The 16,228-nt window shown below is 68.4% G+C and carries 14 protein-coding genes; 5 read left to right on the top strand and 9 right to left on the bottom strand.

Annotation, left to right across the window (positions count from 1 at the left end):
- Window positions 1-73 precede the first annotated feature (73 nt).
- Window positions 74-211, top strand: a complete 138-nt coding sequence (locus CK498_RS26205) for a hypothetical protein (RefSeq protein WP_176475825.1) — start codon at window positions 74-76, stop codon at window positions 209-211.
- A 104-nt stretch (window positions 212-315) separates the two neighbouring features.
- Complete coding sequence (rne, locus tag CK498_RS17430) at window positions 316-3,519, top strand: ribonuclease E (RefSeq protein WP_095622117.1); 3,204 nt, start codon at window positions 316-318, stop codon at window positions 3,517-3,519.
- Window positions 3,520-3,626: 107 nt separating this feature from the next.
- Here rne and murB read toward each other — a convergent pair whose 3' ends face one another.
- Genes murB through CK498_RS17395 form a run of 7 tightly spaced genes read right to left on the bottom strand, consistent with a single transcriptional unit; the run spans window position 3,627 to window position 11,237 of the window.
- Window positions 3,627-4,640, bottom strand: a complete 1,014-nt coding sequence (murB, locus tag CK498_RS17425) for a UDP-N-acetylmuramate dehydrogenase (RefSeq protein ID WP_229359126.1) — start codon at window positions 4,638-4,640, stop codon at window positions 3,627-3,629.
- On the bottom strand, window positions 4,637-5,113 hold the full coding sequence (locus CK498_RS17420; protein ID WP_095622116.1) for a low molecular weight protein-tyrosine-phosphatase: 477 nt from the start codon (window positions 5,111-5,113) through the stop codon (window positions 4,637-4,639). The genes murB and CK498_RS17420 overlap by 4 nt, the downstream gene beginning before the upstream one ends.
- A gap of 14 nt (window positions 5,114-5,127) precedes the next feature.
- A complete protein-coding gene (gene kdsB, locus CK498_RS17415) occupies window positions 5,128-5,895 on the bottom strand; it encodes a 3-deoxy-manno-octulosonate cytidylyltransferase (RefSeq protein WP_095622115.1) in 768 nt (255 codons plus the stop codon).
- Window positions 5,892-6,107, bottom strand: coding sequence for a Trm112 family protein (locus CK498_RS17410; protein ID WP_095622114.1), 216 nt, complete (start codon window positions 6,105-6,107; stop codon window positions 5,892-5,894). The genes kdsB and CK498_RS17410 overlap by 4 nt, the downstream gene beginning before the upstream one ends.
- The gene (gene lpxK / locus CK498_RS17405; RefSeq protein ID WP_095622113.1) at window positions 6,104-7,138 is read right to left on the bottom strand and encodes a tetraacyldisaccharide 4'-kinase; all 1,035 of its coding nucleotides are present in this window, start codon (window positions 7,136-7,138) and stop codon (window positions 6,104-6,106) included. The genes CK498_RS17410 and lpxK overlap by 4 nt, the downstream gene beginning before the upstream one ends.
- Window positions 7,135-8,880 carry a lipid A export permease/ATP-binding protein MsbA gene (msbA, locus tag CK498_RS17400; RefSeq protein WP_229359125.1) on the bottom strand — a complete coding sequence of 582 codons (1,746 nt, stop codon included), beginning with the start codon at window positions 8,878-8,880 and terminating at the stop codon, window positions 7,135-7,137. The genes lpxK and msbA overlap by 4 nt, the downstream gene beginning before the upstream one ends.
- Complete coding sequence (locus tag CK498_RS17395) at window positions 8,877-11,237, bottom strand: DNA internalization-related competence protein ComEC/Rec2 (protein ID WP_095622111.1); 2,361 nt, start codon at window positions 11,235-11,237, stop codon at window positions 8,877-8,879. The genes msbA and CK498_RS17395 overlap by 4 nt, the downstream gene beginning before the upstream one ends.
- A gap of 128 nt (window positions 11,238-11,365) precedes the next feature.
- On the opposite strand from CK498_RS17395, the gene CK498_RS17390 reads away from it, so the two are divergent.
- Entirely contained in the window at window positions 11,366-11,908 is a 543-nt protein-coding gene (locus tag CK498_RS17390) for a DUF2062 domain-containing protein (RefSeq protein WP_095622110.1), read from the top strand.
- Here the strand turns inward: CK498_RS17390 and CK498_RS17385 are convergent, their stop codons facing one another.
- Entirely contained in the window at window positions 11,909-12,625 is a 717-nt protein-coding gene (locus tag CK498_RS17385; RefSeq protein WP_095622109.1) for an ABC transporter ATP-binding protein, read from the bottom strand.
- Window positions 12,618-13,859, bottom strand: coding sequence for a lipoprotein-releasing ABC transporter permease subunit (locus CK498_RS17380; protein ID WP_095622108.1), 1,242 nt, complete (start codon window positions 13,857-13,859; stop codon window positions 12,618-12,620). Before CK498_RS17380 ends, CK498_RS17385 begins: the two co-directional genes overlap by 8 nt.
- Before the next feature lie 190 nt (window positions 13,860-14,049).
- Here CK498_RS17380 and CK498_RS17375 point away from each other — a divergent pair, with 190 nt between their 5' ends.
- Window positions 14,050-15,114 carry an agmatine deiminase family protein gene (locus tag CK498_RS17375; protein ID WP_095622107.1) on the top strand — a complete coding sequence of 355 codons (1,065 nt, stop codon included), beginning with the start codon at window positions 14,050-14,052 and terminating at the stop codon, window positions 15,112-15,114.
- Window positions 15,111-16,007 (top strand): carbon-nitrogen hydrolase, encoded by an 897-nt coding sequence (locus CK498_RS17370; protein ID WP_095622106.1) that lies wholly within the window; start codon window positions 15,111-15,113, stop codon window positions 16,005-16,007. The genes CK498_RS17375 and CK498_RS17370 overlap by 4 nt, the downstream gene beginning before the upstream one ends.
- Window positions 16,008-16,228 lie beyond the last annotated feature (221 nt).

Raw genomic sequence — 16,228 nt, 5'->3', positions numbered from 1 at the left:
CCGGCCACGGGAATACCTAACAGCGTGCCGGGGGCCGGCGTTGGCGAATCGATGAATGCCAGGTGTCTGGCGGATGACCGCAGGGCCGGATGGGCACGACGCCTACCGAAACATGTCCTGCCTCCGCCGCGTACTCAACATGATCATGCCGTGGCAGGCGCCACCAGCCCCTGCCATGGCCGGGCGCAACCGCATCCGCGACATGCGCTGAGCACAAGCACGCAGCACCCAGAGGTTCGCCTTCGTCGACGCTCTGGAGCTCCTTCGTTGGAGCTCCCTGGCCGCCATCCGGCGCGCCTAGAATAGCGAGACAACATGAAACGAATGCTCATCAACGCGACACAGCCGGAAGAGCTGCGCGTCGCCCTCGTCGATGGACAACGCCTGTACGACCTGGATATCGAATCCGGCGCACGGGAGCAGAAGAAAGCCAACATCTACCGCGGCAAGATCACCCGCGTCGAACCCTCCCTGGAAGCCGCCTTCGTCGATTTCGGTGCCGACCGCCACGGTTTCCTGCCGCTCAAGGAGATCTCCCGCGAGTACTTCTCCAAGGAGCCCTCCGGCCGCCCCAACATCAAGGAAGTGCTCAAGGAAGGCCAGGAAGTCATCGTCCAGGTCGACAAGGAGGAGCGCGGCAACAAGGGCGCCGCCCTGACCACCTTCATCAGCCTGGCCGGGCGCTTCCTGGTGCTGATGCCCAACAACCCCCGTGCCGGCGGCATCTCGCGGCGCATCGAGGGGGACGAGCGCGCCCAGCTCAAGGATGCCATGGGGCAGCTGACCCTGCCCGACAAGATGGGCGTGATCGTGCGCACCGCCGGTATCGGCCGCTCCACCGAAGAGCTGCAGTGGGACCTCGACTACCTGGTGCAGGTGTGGGAGTCGATCACCGAAGAGGCCGGCAAGCGCCCTGCGCCCTTCCTGATCTATCGCGAGTCCAACGTCATCATTCGCGCCATGCGCGACTACCTGCGCCAGGATATCGGCGAGGTGCTGATCGATAGCCCCGAGGTGCACCAGGAGGCGCTGGCCTTCATCCGTCAGGTGATGCCCTCCTACCAGCAGAAGATCAAGCTCTACGCCGACGAGGTGCCGCTGTTCTCGCGCTTCCAGATCGAGTCGCAGATCGAGACCGCCTACCAGCGTGAAGTGAAGCTGCCCTCCGGCGGCTCGATCGTCATCGATCACACCGAGGCACTGGTCTCCATCGACATCAACTCGGCCCGCGCCACCCGCGGCAGTGACATCGAAGAGACCGCGCTGCAGACCAACTCCGAGGCCGCCGACGAGATTGCCCGCCAGCTGCGCCTGCGCGATATCGGCGGTCTGGTGGTGATCGACTTCATCGACATGAGCCCGGCGCGCAACCAGCGCGAGGTCGAGAACCGCATGCGCGACGCCCTCAAGCTGGACCGCGCCCGGGTGCAGATCGGCCGCATCTCGCGCTTCGGCCTGATGGAGATGTCGCGTCAGCGCCTGCGTCCCTCGTTGGGCGAAACCAGCGGCGTAGTCTGCCCGCGCTGCGACGGCCAGGGCACGATTCGCGACGTACGCTCGATGTCGCTGTCGATCATGCGCCTGATCGAAGAGGAGGCCATGAAGGAGCGCAGCGCCCAGATCCGCGCCATCCTGCCGGTGCCGGTAGCCACCTACCTGCTCAACGAGAAGCGTAGCGTGCTGGCCGAGATCGAGCGCCGCCAGGGCGTCCAGGTGGTGCTGCTGCCAAGCCCCGACATGGACACCCCGCACTACGATGTGCAGCGCCTGCGCGACGACCATATCAGCGACGAAGACGCCGACAAGTCGAGCTTCGAGCTGTCCACCGATACCGAGATCGGCCAGGAGCCGGACCTCAGCGACAGCAAGCCGATCCAGCGTGCCGAAGCGGCGGTCAAGAGCGTGGTCCACAACGCCCCGGCGCCAGCCTCCCTGCAGCAGGATGACACACCGGCCGCCAAGCCCGAGGCCGCTCCCGTAGCCCAGCAGCCGGCAACACCGGCGGCGGCCAACGACGGCGTATTCTCGCGGCTGGTCAAGGGCCTCAGCAAACTGCTCGGCAGTGAAGAGGCGCAGCCGCCCCAGCAGCCGTCCCAGAACGCCGCCAGCGACGCTCGCCAGTCACGCCCACAGCAGCGTAGCGACAGCGAGGGACGTCAGGAGCGCGGTGGCCGCGGCGGTCGCGGCAATAACCGTCGCGGCGGACGCAATGACACTCGCCAGGACGGCGGGCGCAACGAGGGCCGCCAGGAGAGCGATCGTCAACAGCAGAGCGAAGCGCGCCAGGCACGCGGTGACGCCAAGTCCGACGGCGCCAGCAACGCGCGCCCCAGCGACGACAACCGCAACGGCCGCGGCCGTGGACGTGGCCGCCAGGATGACGAACGGCGCAGCGCCAACCGCCCGAGCGATGCCCGCGGCAGCCGCGACGCGAGCAAGTCCCAGGCCGCCGAAGGCACCCCGGCCAAGACCCAGGACGCTCCCGTCGAGGAGAATAAGCCCAAGGACGACGGCAAGCCCAAGCGCACGCGCAACAACCCGCGCAACCGCACCCGCAAGCATGCCGTGAATCCACAGGCCGAGGCCGAGCAGCAGCGCCTGCAGGCCCAAGCCCAGGAGGCATCCAAGGCTGAGGACGCCAAGCCCGAAGCCGATGAGCCCAAGGCAGACGCGCCCCAAAAAACCGAGAAAGCCAAGGCTGAGAACGCCAAGACCGAGGACGCCAAGCCGGCCGCCGACGAGCCCAAGGCAGAGGCACCCCAAAAAACCGAGGACGCCAAGGCCGAGGCCACCAAGCCGGCCGCCGACGAGCCCAAGGCAGAGGCGCCCCAAAAAGCCGAGAAAGCCAAGGCCGAGGACGCCAAGCCGGCCGCCGACGAGCCCAAGGCAGAGGCGCCCCAAAAAGCCGAGGAAGCCAAGGCCGAGGACACCAAGCCGGCCGCCGATGAGCCCAAGGCAGAGGCGCCCCAAAAAACCGAGGACGCCAAGGCCGAGGCCACCAAGCCGGCCGCCGACGAGCCCAAGGCAGAGGCGCTCCAAAGAGCCGAGAAAGCCAAGGCCGAGGACGCCAAGCCGGGTGCCGCCGAGCCCAAGGCCGAGGCGCCCCAAAAAGCCGAGGAAGCCAAAGCCGAGGACGCCAAGCCAGTAGCCGATGCGCCCAAGGCGGAAGCACCTAAGGTCGAGGCCACCAAGCCAGCCGCCGCCGAGCCCAAGGCAGAGGCGCCCCAAAAAGCCGAGGAAGCCAAGGCCGAGGACGCCAAGCCAGTAGCCGACGAGCCCAAGGCAGAGGCGCCCCAAAAAGCCGAGGAAGCCAAGGCCGAGGACGCAAAGCCGGCCGCCGCCGAGCCCAAGGCAGACGCACCCAAGGCCGAAGAGCCCAAGGTTGACGCCAAGCCGGCCGCCGCGGAAGACAAGGCCGATGCGGCAGCGCGTCGCCGCCGCCGGCGTCGCGCCCACAACGACCCGCGCGAGATCCGTCGCCGCGAGCAGCAGCCCAAGGCTGACGACGGCCAAGCGTGATGGTCCCGGGCGCCGACGCCATGTCGGCGCCCTCTTTGCAGCGGACCACAACGACAACGCCCGCAGGCACTGCCTGCGGGCGTTGTCGTTGATGGCCTGCGGATACCTCAGCGTGCCAGACGCGGCTCCCGCGACAGCATCACCCCAAAACGCGCCTCGACCGCTGCGGCGACCTCCTCGGCAAACGCCAGCAGCCCCTCGGCGTCGCCGCCGCCATGGTGTACCAGCACCAGCGCCTGGCGCTCATGCACGCCGAACGCGCCGCGTCGCATCCCCTTGAGTCCGCAGCGGTCGATCAGCCAGCCCGCGGCCAGCTTGACCCGCCCATCGGGCTGGGCGAAGTGCGGCATATCCGGGGCTTGTTCGAGCAGTCGCCTCGCCTGCTCGGCGCTCACCAGCGGGTTCTTGAAGAAGCTGCCGGCGTTGCCGAGCTGGGCCGGGTCGGGCAGTTTCTCACGGCGAATCGCCGACACCGCCTCGGCAACCTCTAGCGGCGTCGGCTCGGCGCCCACCCGCGATGCCAGGTCGCCGTAGGCGAGCCGCGGCCGCGGTGCCTCGCTCAGCGTCAAGGTCAGCGCGGTAATGACCGCCCGCCCGGCCAACTCGCCCTTGAAGATGCTGTCGCGATAGCCGAATTGGCATGCCGCGGCGGACAGCGTCTGCTGGCGCCCCGAGGCCAAATGCAGCAGCTCGACGCTCTCCAGCACCTCCGCCAGCTCCACGCCATAGGCGCCGATGTTCTGGATCGGCGCCGCGCCGCAGTGGCCGGGAATCAGCGCCAGGTTCTCCACCCCCCACCAGCCGCGGGTGACGCTCTCCATCACCAGCGTGTGCCAATTCATGCCGGCCTCGGCGCGCAGCCTGATACGCCCGCCGGCATCGTGGTGATGGTGCCATCCGGCGAAGGTCGGCTGGACCACCAGGCCTTCCAGACGTCGCGGCAGGATCAGGTTGCTCCCTCCGCCCAGCACGGTCAGCGGCCATGCCTGCCGGCGCGCAGTCTCCAGCGCAGCGGCAAGCGTCGACGGCGTCTCGGCGGCGATGAAGCGTTCGGCCACGCAGGGCAGGCCCAGGGTATTGGCACGCTGCAGATCGTGATTAAGCGTGGGCGTCACCTTCACTGTACGTGTTCCAGGCGCTGACGCAGGTGCTCGATCAGGCCATCGGCGGCCCGCTCCACCAGGGCGAACACCTCATCGAAGCCCTGCTCGCCGCCGTAGTAGGGGTCGGGCACCGCGCGACCCGGCTCGCCGGCGAAGTCGAGCAGCAGCCCGACATGCGCGGTGCAGTCGTCGGGCCGCATCGCCTCGAGGCTGGCCAGGTTGTCATCGTCCATGGCCAGCAGATAGTCGAAGCGGGCAAAGTCCGCGGCGTCGAGCTGCCGGGCGCGCAGCTGGCTCACGTCGACCCCGCGCTGCCTCGCCGCCGCCTGGGCCCTGGCGTCCGGCGCCTTGCCGATGTGCCAGCCGCCGGTACCGCAGGAGTCCACCTCGACCACCTCGCTCAGACCGGCGTCGGCCAGGCGACGACGGAACACCCCCTCTGCGGTAGGGGAACGGCAGATATTGCCCAGACAAACGAATAGAATCCGCATATCACCTCCTTGCATCAGACTTGCTGCTCGGCCAGCCACTGGCGCACCCGGGCGAGATCCTCGGCGGTGTCGACGCCGGCCGGATGACGGTCACAGGCCAGCGCCACCTGGATGTGATGGCCATGCTGCAGCGCGCGCAGCTGCTCGAGCTGCTCGAGCTGCTCGAGGGGCGCCGGTGTCCAACGACGATAGGCATTCAAGAAGCCGACCCGGTAGGCATAGAGGCCGATATGACGCAGCCAGCTGTCGCTGTCGAGCAGCCCAGGCCGCTCGGCAAAGGCCTCACGATCCCACGGGATCGGGGCACGCGAGAAGTACAGCGCTCGCCCGCGGAAGTCGCGCACCACCTTGACCACATTGGCATTGAACAGCGTCTCGACATCGCTGATCGGCTCGGCCAAGGTAGCGATCGAGGCCTCGTCGTCGGCGGCCAGTCGCGCCGCCACCTGATCGATCAGCGATGCCGGCAGCAGCGGTTCGTCGCCCTGCACATTGACCACGATGGCGGTCTCGTCGAGCCCCAGCTGCTCGGCCACCTCGGCCAGCCGGTCGGTCCCCGAGGGGTGGTCGTCGCGGGTCATCAGCGCCTCGCCGCCCACCGCGCTGACCGCCTCGACGATGCGCGTGTCGTCGGTAGCCACCACCACCCGCAGCGCCGCACTGGCCAGCGCCTGGCGCCACACCCGCACCACCATCGGCTCGCCGCCGAGGTCGAGCAGCGGCTTGCCGGGCAGGCGCGACGACGCATAGCGCGCCGGCACTACCACCACGAAGTCGCTCATGCCGAGTCGCCCCCCGACGACCCCTTGCCGAGCTTCTCATCGGTATCCATGACCCGCGCTTCCTCCTCCAACATCACCGGGATGCCGTCGCGGATCGGAAAGGCCAGGCCATCGAAGTGGCACTTGACCTCGGCGGCCTCACGGTCGTACTTGAGCTTGCCCTGGCATAGCGGGCAGACCAGCATGGCCAGCAGTTGCTTGTCTAACGTCATGATATTGAGCCCTTGGTGTCCTTGCAGTGGTTGGTAGCCCCGGCGAGACGCGCTTCGAGCCAGGTCACGAAGGCAGTGTCCGGCTGAGCCTCGACCTCCAGCGCCCAGTGGCGTGGGTCGGCCATGGCCCGGCACTTGACCGCGTCCTTGGCGGTCATCACCACCGGGCGCGTGTCGTCGAATGCCAGCTCGTCGGCCTGGTAGTGATGATGATCGGCAAACGCATGCCGCTCCACCTCGAGCCCCAGCGCCGCCAGCGTGGCGAAGAAGCGCTGTGGGTGGCCGATGCCGGCAACGCCGTGTACCGCTGTCTCGAACGGCAGCGGGCGCAGTGCGTAGCGCGCGCCGCTGGCCAGATGATGCCAGCGCTGCGGCGCAAGCTGCATGCGATATCCGGATGGCGTGGTGGGCGAGTCGTGCTCGCCATTGAGCAGCACCGCATCGACCCGCGCCAGCCGTTCGACGGGCTCGCGCAGCGGCCCGGCCGGCAGGCAGCGCGCGTTGCCCAAGCCGCGCCGGGCGTCGACCACCACCAGTTCGATATCGCGCCCCAGCGCCAGGTGCTGCAGGCCGTCGTCGCTGATCACAATGTCGCAGCCGGCGTCGAGCAGCGCACGGGCGCCACGCGGCCGGTCAGGGTCGACCACCACCGGCACGCCGCACTGCAGGGCCAGCATCAATGGCTCGTCGCCGCAGGCGCTGGGCGGCGTATCGGCGTCGACCCGCAGCGGATAGCGCTCACTGCGCCCACCGTAGCCCCGCGACACGATGCCCGGTCGCCAGCCTTGTACCGCCAGCCAGTCGGCGAGCCAGGCGGTGAGCGGTGACTTGCCGGTGCCGCCGAGGGTGATGTTGCCGACCACGATGACCGGCACGGGTGCCCGCCACACCGGCTTGTCGCCGCGCAGGTAGGCACGCCTGCGGCGCTCGACCGCCCAGCGATAGAGCGCTTCCAGCGGCCGCAGCAGCGCGAGCCAAGCGTCGCCGCGGTAGGCCGCCGCTAGCCAGCGTTCGCCGAGCCGCACGCTCATGGCAGCGCCGAGTCCTGGAACTGCAGCCGGTGCAGCGCCGCATAGGCTCCGCCGCGGGCCAACAGCTCGCGGTGACTGCCCTGCTCGACCAGCCGGCCCTGCTCCATGACCAGGATGCGGTCGGCGCGCTCGATGGTCGACAAACGGTGGGCGATGACGAAGGTCGTGCGCCCCCGGCAGACCTCTTCCAGGGCACGCTGGATATAGCGCTCGGACTCGCTGTCCAGCGCCGAGGTGGCCTCGTCGAGGATCAGCAGCGGCGCATCCTTGAAGATGGCGCGGGCGATCGCCAGGCGCTGGCGCTGGCCGCCGGAGAGCATCACGCCGTTATCGCCGATCACCGTGGCATAGCCGTTGGGCAGCTTGTCGATGAACTCGTGGGCGTAGGCGGCCCGCGCGGCGGCCTCGATGGCTGCAGAGTCGGCATCCGGCACGCCGTAGGCGATGTTGGCCGCCACCGTGGCATTGAACAGCGTGACCTGCTGGGACACGATGGCGATCTGGCGGCGCAGTGGCGAGAGCTGGTACTCCTGCACCGCCACGCCGTCGATCAGCACCTCGCCCTGGCTGGGACGATAGAAACGCGGCAGCAGGCTGACCAGCGTCGACTTGCCGCTGCCCGAGCGCCCGACGATGGCGATCATCTCCCCCGCCTTGACCTCGAGATCGATGCCCTTGAGCACCTCCGGCTGGTCGTCGGCATAGCGAAAATGCACGTCACGCAGGCTGACGTCACCCACCAGCCGCTGCGGCAGGCGCTCGCCGCAATCGTCCTCGGGGGGCTCTTCGAGCAGTTGGAACAGCTCGCCGGAGGCGGCAATGCCCTTCTGAATCTCGCTGTTGATCTCGGTCAGCTGGCGCACCGGCTTGGCCATCAGCGAGGCCGCGGTGATAAAGGCCACGAACTCGCCGGCCGTCATGTCGTCGAGCAGCGCCGGCGACATCGCCAGCCACACCAGCAGCGCCAGCGACAGCGCGATCATCAGTTGGATCACCGGCGTGCTGATGGCCTTGGTCAGCGCCTCCTTCATGCTCTGCTGGCGGTTGTTCTCGCTGGCCTCGGCGAAGCGCGCCTTCTCGAACTCCTCGGCGCCGTGGGTGCGCACCACGCGATAACCGGATAGCGCCTCGGAAGCGACGTGGGTGACGTCGCCCATGGAGTGCTGGATACGCTGCGAGATGCGCCGGAAGCGCTTGCTGGCGTAGTTGACCACGCCACCGATCAGCGGGGTCACCGCCAGGAACAGCAGCGTCAGCATCCAGTTGGTCCACAGCAGGTAGCCGATCAGCCCGACCACGAACAGCCCCTCGCGGAGCAGGATGGTGATCGCGTTGGTGGCCGCGCCGGTGACCTGCTCGACGTGGTAGGTCACCCGCGAGATCAGGTGACCGCTGGAGTGAGAATCGAAGAAGCGCCCCGGCAGATGCAACATGTGGTTGAACACGTTGCAGCGCAGCGCATGGACCACGTTGCGCGCCACGTTGCTCATGAAGTAGGTGCCCAGAAAGGTCCCCACGCCGCGCGCGGCGAACATGCCGACCACGAACAGCGGCAGGAACAGCCGAAAGGCGGCGTCGGGAGTCTGGATGCCGTCGATCAGACGCTTCATCATCTCCGCCAGCGCGGTGCTCGAGGCGGCATAGATCGCATAGCCGACCACCGCCACAGCGAACGACCGCCAGTGCGGCTTTACGTAGCCAAGCAGTTGCTTGTAAAGGGCCCAGCCGGATTGTTGCGTCACTCTGACTCCCCGTATGTGGATGAATCGTGACCGTCTTGGGTAGCGAATGCAGGGTGATAACCTGTATCGAGTGGCGCCGATTCTACCCCATGACATCTGTCGCCGACACCGCCGCGCCACGCCGTCAGGTCGCGCATCGCCTCGCCGCGCGGCGCAGTCGCGTCGCCCAGCCGCCAACTGAGCGCACCGTCGAGGGCGGTATTCCACAGGCAGCGGCCGCGCAGCCGCCGCACCACTCCATCGTCAGGGTGGCCGAAGGGATTGTCGCGTCCGGCGCTGAACACCACCTGCCGGGGGGCGAGCAGCTCGACCAGCTGCGGCCCGGTGCTGGTATGACTACCGTGGTGGCCGGCCACCAGCAGGCTCAATGGGGCCTCCACGTCGAGCAGAAAGAAGCGTTCCACCCGGCGCCCCACGTCGCCGGTGATCAGCAGTCGCTGGGCACCGGCCTCGACCAGCAGCACGCAGGAGCGGTCGTTGCTCGACCACTCGGCGTTATCTCCGGGCGGCGGCCACAGCAGGCGAAACGTCACCTCGTCCCACTGCCACGACTGTCCGGCCTTACAGGGCGCGAAGGGGACCCCGATCTGCTCGCCACGCGGTGCCATGAACTGCCCCACCTCGTGTGCCGCCAGCGCCGCGACGCCACCCGCATGGTCGAGGTCATCATGGCTGACGATGACCCGGTCGAAGCGCTGTGGCCGCGACCACAGGTCGGCCAGCGGCATGTACCCGGAGCGAAAACGCGGCCCGGTGTCGTAGAGCAGACGGTGGTTGGCGGTGCGCAGATCGACCAGTTGGCCCTGGCCGACATCGTGTACCCGTACCTCCAACTGCCCCGGTGCCACCTCGGGCGGTGCCAGCGACAGCGGCACTACCCCCAACCCAAGGCTCAGCGCCAGGCACAGGCGTCGCGGCACGCCCGGCAGCGCCCAGCAGGCCGTCAACAGCACCAGGGCGAGGGCCAGCGGCACGCGCTGCCAGGGTGCCGGCAACCACGCCGGCAACCAGCTCATGGCCACACCGAGCAGGCCATACAGCGCCTCGGCCAGCACCCCGAACAGCCACCAGCACAGCGCCGACAGCGGCGGCAGCCAGGCCAGCAGCCAACCGAGCAACCCCAGCGGTACCATCAGCGAGCTGACCAGCGGCACCGCCAGCAGGTTGACCAGCGGTGCCGCGGGCGCCATCCGGTCGAAAGCCAGCAACACCGCTGCCGCCATCAACGGTGCCAGCAGCAGTTGGGTGCGCAGCAGCGCCCACAGCCAGCCGCGCACCCCACGCGGGCGCTGCCGTCCCTGCCAGATCACGATCAGCAGCGCCACGGCAAGAAACGACAACCACAGTCCCGGCCGCCATAGCGCAATCGGGTCGAACAGCAGTACCGCAGCCAGGGCCAGCCACCAGGCCTGCCACGGCCCCGGGGCGTGGCGCCCGCTGGCCACCCACAGGCCGACCAGGGTCATCAGCATGGCGCGCTGGGCCGGCGGCGCGAAACCGGCCAGCAGTGCATAGCCCACCGCGGCCGCGCCGGCCAGCCACCATGGCCAGGTCGCCAGGCGCCAGCGCGTGGGCGTGGCGAGCCGCGCGACGCCGCGCCCCAGCAGTAGGGTGAAGGCCGCGACCAGCCCCACGTGCAGCCCGGAAATCACCACCAGGTGGGTGGTGCCGGTGGCATTGAGTCGTGCCCAGTCGTCGTCGCTGAGGTACTCCGCGGCCCCCAGCGTCAATGCCGCCAGCCAACGCCGCGCCACCCCCTCCTCCAGGCGCCGGTCGAGATACGCGAGGCCCTGCCGGGCGGGCCGCGGCGCCGCCGCCAGCCGCAGCGGCGCAGGGTCGCGGCGCACATAGCCGCTGGCATCGATGCGCTCGCGCCACAGCCAGGCGGCATAGTCGAAGGTGTGGGGATTGGCGAAACCGGTCGGCGGACGCAGTCGCACGGCAAACTGCCAGCGCTCGCCAGGATGCATCTCGGGGGCCTGCCCCTCGGCGTCGAACAGCGTCAAGCGGACCCGCCGCAGGCGCTCGCAGGCCGGGCGCGGCGTGGCCTCGGGGCGGCACGCCTCGACCGCGACCAGCAGCCGCGTCAGCTCGCCCTGGGGCTCGACCTGCAGCAGCCGTCCTTGCAGCTGCAGGTCCTCGCGGGAGAGGCCCTGGGGCAGGCTCGCCGAGCCCGCCTGCAGCACCGGCCAGGCAGTGAGGGCAGCCACCAGCAGCAACGCCATCCAGCGCCAGCGCCGCCAACCCAGCAGCCCCGCCACCAGCCCTGCTTCGACCAGCCCCGCCGGCGCCAAATCGCCGACGATGATTCCGAATAGTGCCGCCAGCGCCAGCGGCAGCGCCCATCCCATGCGCATCGTCGCTCCACGTCCATGTGTCGCCGCTCAGGGTAGCACGGCAAATAGGATGCCAAATCATGGCGGGCGATAAGCCTAGTATGGATAATAGCTGACTTCGAGCCACCCCAGCGCCACACGAGCCCGCCATGCCGCGCCGACTGCTACAGCGCTATATGCCCCACCCCGATACCCTCAAGCGCAACCGATCGCTGCGCTTCATGGGGCATCTGATCGGCGACCCCTCGCTGTGGGTGCTATCGCGGCGCAGCGTGGCCAACGCCTTCATGGTGGGACTGTTCAGTGCGCTGCTGCCGATCCCGTGCCAAATGGTGGTGGCAGCCTTCGGCGCCTGGCTGCTGCGCTGCAATCTGCCACTCTCGGTGGGGCTGGTGTGGATCACCAATCCGCTGACCATGCCGCTGATCTTCTATGGCAACTACCGCATCGGCGCCTGGCTGCTGGACACCCCGGCCCGCGAGGCGCCCACCCGGCTGTCGACACGCTGGATTGCCGAGCAGATGGTCGACATCATGCCGATCCTGGTGGTGGGGTCGCTGGTCTCGGCGGTGGTGGTGGGGCTAGCCGCCAACCTGGTGATTCGCCTGATCTGGCGCTGGCAGGTATCGCGCAGCTGGCGCCGCCGACGCTTGCGTCGGCGGCGCTGTCGGCGCGACGGCGAGGAGTGCTGATCAGGCCGCCGTGAGACGGCCGCCGTCGAGGCGCATCACGCGGTCCTGGTGGGCCGCCAGCGCCGGGTCGTGGGTCACTACCACGAAGGCGCAGGCGGTGGTCCGCGCCAGCTCGTCCATCAGCGCCAGGATGCTCGCCGCGGTGGTCTGGTCGAGGTTACCGGTAGGCTCGTCCATCAGCACCAGGCTGGGGTCGGTGATCAGCGAGCGGGCAATCGCCACTCGCTGACGCTCACCGCCGGACAGCTCGCCGGGCTTGTGCTCGGCGCGCTCGGCCATGCCCACCCGGGCAAGGATCTCCCGCGCCCGGGCCTGGGCCTGCTTGCGCGACTGGCCGCGGATCATCAGCGGCAGCGCGGCATTTTCCAGCGCCGTCAGTTCGGCCAGCAGGTGGTGGAACTGATAGACGAAACCGATATGGCGGTTGCGAAACTTGCCCAGCGCCGCCTCCTTGAACTGTGCCAGCGACTCTCCCGCCACCTTGACCTCACCGGCACTGGGGCTGTCGAGCCCGCCGAGCAGGTTGAGCAGCGTGGTCTTGCCCGAGCCCGAGCTGCCGACCACTGCGACCCGCTCGCCAGCGCGCACCTCGAGGTCCAGCTCGTGGAGCACGGTCAGATCCTGTGGCCCCTCGCGGTAGGTGCGGGTCAGGCCGCGGCACTCGAGCAGTACCTTGCCCGCCGCCTGCGCGGCGGGATTATTGACGTCGTCACTCATAGCGCAGCACCTCGGCAGGTTGAATCCGTGCCGCACGCCAGGCCGGATAGAGCGTCGACAGGAAGGTCAGCACGAAGGCCGCACCAACGATGTTGCCGACATCGGCCCAGTCCAGCCGCGACGGCAGATGACTGATGAAGTAGACGTTGGAATCGAGGAACTGGATACCCAGCACCGATTCGAAGAAGTTGATGATGTCCGAGATGCTCAGCGCCAGGATCACCCCGAGTATCACCCCGATCAATATCCCGATGATGCCGATCGTCAGGCCCTGGACGATAAAGATGCCCATGATCGAGCGCGGCGTGGCGCCGATGGTGCGCAGGATAGCGATATCGGCATGCTTGTCGGTAACCACCATCACCAGCGTCGAGACGATATTGAAGGCCGCCACGGCGATGATCACCGTCAGCAGTAGGCCGATCATGCGCTTCTCCATCTGGATGGCCTGGAACAGGTTACCGTGGGAGAAGGTCCAGTCGATGCCGCGGTAGCCGCTGCCCAGCTCATCGATGATGGCACGGGTCTCACTGTTGGCGGCAAACAGGTCGTCGAGCTGCAGGCGCAGCCCCTCGACGTTGTCGCCGAGGCGCGCCAGGGTCTGCATGTCCTCGATATTGGCATAGGCCAGGCCGGCATCGAGGTCGGCGCCGACGCTGAAGATACCGCTGACCGTGAAGCGCTTGAGGCGTGGAAAGACCCCCGCCGGGGTGATCGAGGCCTCGGGCACCAGCAGCGTCACCCGGTCGCCGACACTGACGCCCAGGCTGCGCGCCAGCATCGAGCCGAGCACCAGATTCCACTCCCCGGGCTGCAGATCGTCGAGGCTGCCCTGCTGCATGTGGCGGCCGATGATCGATACGCGATCCTCCCATTCGGGCTCGATACCGTTGACCATGGCGCCCTCGTTGCGCCCGCCCACCGAGAACATGCCCTGCTGCTGGATATACGGCGCCGCGCCGATCACCCGCTCGCGCTGGGTCAACTCCTCGGCCAGCGACTGCCAGTCGCTGAGGCCTTCGCGCACCTCGATCTTGGTGTGTGGCACCATGCCCAGGATGCGATTGCGCAGCTCGTGGTCGAAGCCGTTCATCACCGACAGCACCAGGATCAGCACGGCGACGCCGAGCATCAGCCCCAGCATCGAGGTCAGCGAGATGAACGAGATAAAATGATTGCGGCGCTTGGCCCGCACGTAGCGCAGACCAAGCATGATGGGCAAGCGGTCGAGCATCGCGATCGGTTCCTTATCAGAAGGCGCACATGGTAAGGCTTTTTCGCCTCAGGTGCATCGTTGTCCGTGGCGGCATCCGGGCCGCCCGCGCCACAGCATGACAGGCTTGCATCCGCACCGACAGCGCCCTACATTGCGCGCTTTGGCCCCGGCCTCGCCGGCCACGATCCATCCAGCGTGAGAAGACCGCATGGCGTTACGTCTGTTCCCCGAATGGCACCCCCAGGATGCCGTCCAGTTGACCTGGCCCCACGCCGAAGGCGACTGGGCACCGACCCTGCCATGCATCGAGGCGACCCTGGAAGCCATGGTGGTGGCCATTGCCCGCTACCAAACGGTGCTGATCGCAGTAAGTGACGCGGCCACCCGCCAGCGGCTGGCACAAAGCTTCGCATGCCTCGGCGTGGCCGACGAGCGGCTGCGACTGGTGGTCGCAGCCGGCGACGACACCTGGGCTCGCGATCACGGCCCAATCGGCGTCGAGCAGGACGGCCAAGTGGTGTTGCGCGACTTCACCTTCACCGGCTGGGGCGGCAAGTTCGCCGCCGAGCGCGACAACCGGCTAAGCCAGCGGCTGGCCGAACAGGGCGTGTTCGCCGCCCCCCTCGACACCCGCGCCCTGGTGCTCGAGGGGGGCGCCATCGATAGCGACGGCCAGGGCACCCTGTTGACCACCGAAGCCTGCCTGCTCAATCCCAACCGCAACCCGCACCTCGATCGCCACGGCGTGGAAGCCGAGCTGGCCGCGGCGCTCGGTGCGAGCCGCGTGCTGTGGCTGGCCAACGGCCATCTCGAGGGCGACGACACCGACAGCCATATCGATACCCTGGCACGCTTCTGCGACCCGCAGACCATCGCCTATGTCCACTGCGACGACGAGCACGACGCCCACTATCCGGCACTCGCCGCCATGCGCGCCGAGCTCGAGGCGCTGCGCCAGGCCGACGGCTCGCCCTACCGGCTGGTGCCGCTGCCCTGGCCGCGGCCCTGCTTCGACCCCGATGACGGACACCGGCTGCCGGCCACCTACGCCAATTTCCTGATCATCAACAACGCCGTATTGGTACCTACCTATGCCGATGCCGCCGACGCCCGGGCGCTGACCGCGCTCGCCGGGGCCTTTCCCGGGCGCGATATCATCCCCATCGACTGTCGCCAGGTGATTCGCCAACATGGCAGTCTGCACTGCCTGACCATGCAGCTGCCCCGCGGCAGCCTGGCAGGCGCATCCCACTCAGCGGAGGGAACCCCATGAAGCATACTCTGACGGTTGGCCTGGTCCAGCAGGCGGCCTGGCCGGACAAGGCCAGGAGCCTCGCCGAGAGTGAGCGCGGCGTGCGCGACCTGGCGGCCCAGGGCGCCCAGCTGGTGATGCTCCAGGAGCTGCACGCCACCCACTACTTCTGCCAGTACGAGGACCCGGCGCTGTTCGATCTCGCCGAACCGCTGGACGGCCCCACCGGCCAGCGGCTGGCGGCGCTGGCCGCCGAGCTCGACATCGTGCTGGTCGGCTCGCTGTTCGAACGCCGCGCCGCCGGCCTCTACCACAACACCGCAGTGGTCTACGACCGCCAGCAGGGGCGCGTCGGCCACTACCGCAAGATGCATATCCCCGACGATCCAGGCTTCTATGAGAAATTCTACTTCACCCCCGGCGACGCCGATGCCGAGCAGGGCTTTCAGCCCATCGACACCTCGCTGGGGCGCCTGGGTCTGCTGGTGTGCTGGGACCAGTGGTATCCGGAGGCCGCGCGACTGATGGCACTGGCCGGCGCCGAGCTGCTGCTCTACCCCACCGCCATCGGCTGGCATCCGCCGGATGACGATGCCGAGAAGCGCCGCCAGAAGGACGCCTGGACGCTGATCCAGCGCAGCCACGGCGTGGCCAACGGCCTGCCGGTGCTGGTCGCCAACCGCGTCGGCCACGAGCCGGACCACAGCGAGGTGGGCCCAGGCATCGACTTCTGGGGTGGCAGCTTCGTGTGCGGCCCCCAGGGCGAACTGCTGGCCCACGCCGGCGAGCAGAGCGAGACCCTGCTGGTCGAACTCGACATGGCCCGCGGCGAAGAGACTCGGCGCATCTGGCCCTACCTGCGCGATCGGCGCATCGACGCCTACGGGGATCTGACCCGGCGTTATCGGGACTAGGGAGAGATTTGCGGATACGCGGCTACCCCGGGGACAGGCTTTCGCGGAGGCGCTATGAACCATCCCTGGGCGCTACCGATGCCCTGCTGCGCTCTCGCATCCTGCTTCGCTTGCAGGACCGGAGCTGGCCATCCGTGGCCAGCTCGTTCGGAGCAGTGCTCCGAACCCCTGGCATCGAACCTCCGCTCCAGCCTGTCCCCGGGGCCGCTCTTGTGGCTAAC

The organism is Halomonas salipaludis (assembly GCF_002286975.1).
Classification (GTDB): domain Bacteria; phylum Pseudomonadota; class Gammaproteobacteria; order Pseudomonadales; family Halomonadaceae; genus Franzmannia; species Franzmannia salipaludis.
Note: the sequence above shows the minus strand (reverse complement) of the source record. Positions and strands in the feature narration are given on the sequence as shown.

Bases quoted from the DNA above. Each gene is read 5' to 3' on its own strand.
- CK498_RS26205 (WP_176475825.1), top strand. From the start codon at position 74: ATGACCGCAGGGCCGGATGGGCACGACGCCTACCGAAACATGTCCTGC.
- rne (WP_095622117.1), top strand. From the start codon at position 316: ATGAAACGAATGCTCATCAACGCGACACAGCCGGAAGAGCTGCGCGTC.
- CK498_RS17420 (WP_095622116.1), bottom strand. From the start codon at position 5,113: ATGCGGATTCTATTCGTTTGTCTGGGCAATATCTGCCGTTCCCCTACC.
- kdsB (WP_095622115.1), bottom strand. From the start codon at position 5,895: ATGAGCGACTTCGTGGTGGTAGTGCCGGCGCGCTATGCGTCGTCGCGC.
- CK498_RS17410 (WP_095622114.1), bottom strand. From the start codon at position 6,107: ATGACGTTAGACAAGCAACTGCTGGCCATGCTGGTCTGCCCGCTATGC.
- lpxK (WP_095622113.1), bottom strand. From the start codon at position 7,138: ATGAGCGTGCGGCTCGGCGAACGCTGGCTAGCGGCGGCCTACCGCGGC.
- CK498_RS17395 (WP_095622111.1), bottom strand. From the start codon at position 11,237: ATGCGCATGGGATGGGCGCTGCCGCTGGCGCTGGCGGCACTATTCGGA.
- CK498_RS17390 (WP_095622110.1), top strand. From the start codon at position 11,366: ATGCCGCGCCGACTGCTACAGCGCTATATGCCCCACCCCGATACCCTC.
- CK498_RS17385 (WP_095622109.1), bottom strand. From the start codon at position 12,625: ATGAGTGACGACGTCAATAATCCCGCCGCGCAGGCGGCGGGCAAGGTA.
- CK498_RS17380 (WP_095622108.1), bottom strand. From the start codon at position 13,859: ATGCTCGACCGCTTGCCCATCATGCTTGGTCTGCGCTACGTGCGGGCC.
- CK498_RS17375 (WP_095622107.1), top strand. From the start codon at position 14,050: ATGGCGTTACGTCTGTTCCCCGAATGGCACCCCCAGGATGCCGTCCAG.
- CK498_RS17370 (WP_095622106.1), top strand. From the start codon at position 15,111: ATGAAGCATACTCTGACGGTTGGCCTGGTCCAGCAGGCGGCCTGGCCG.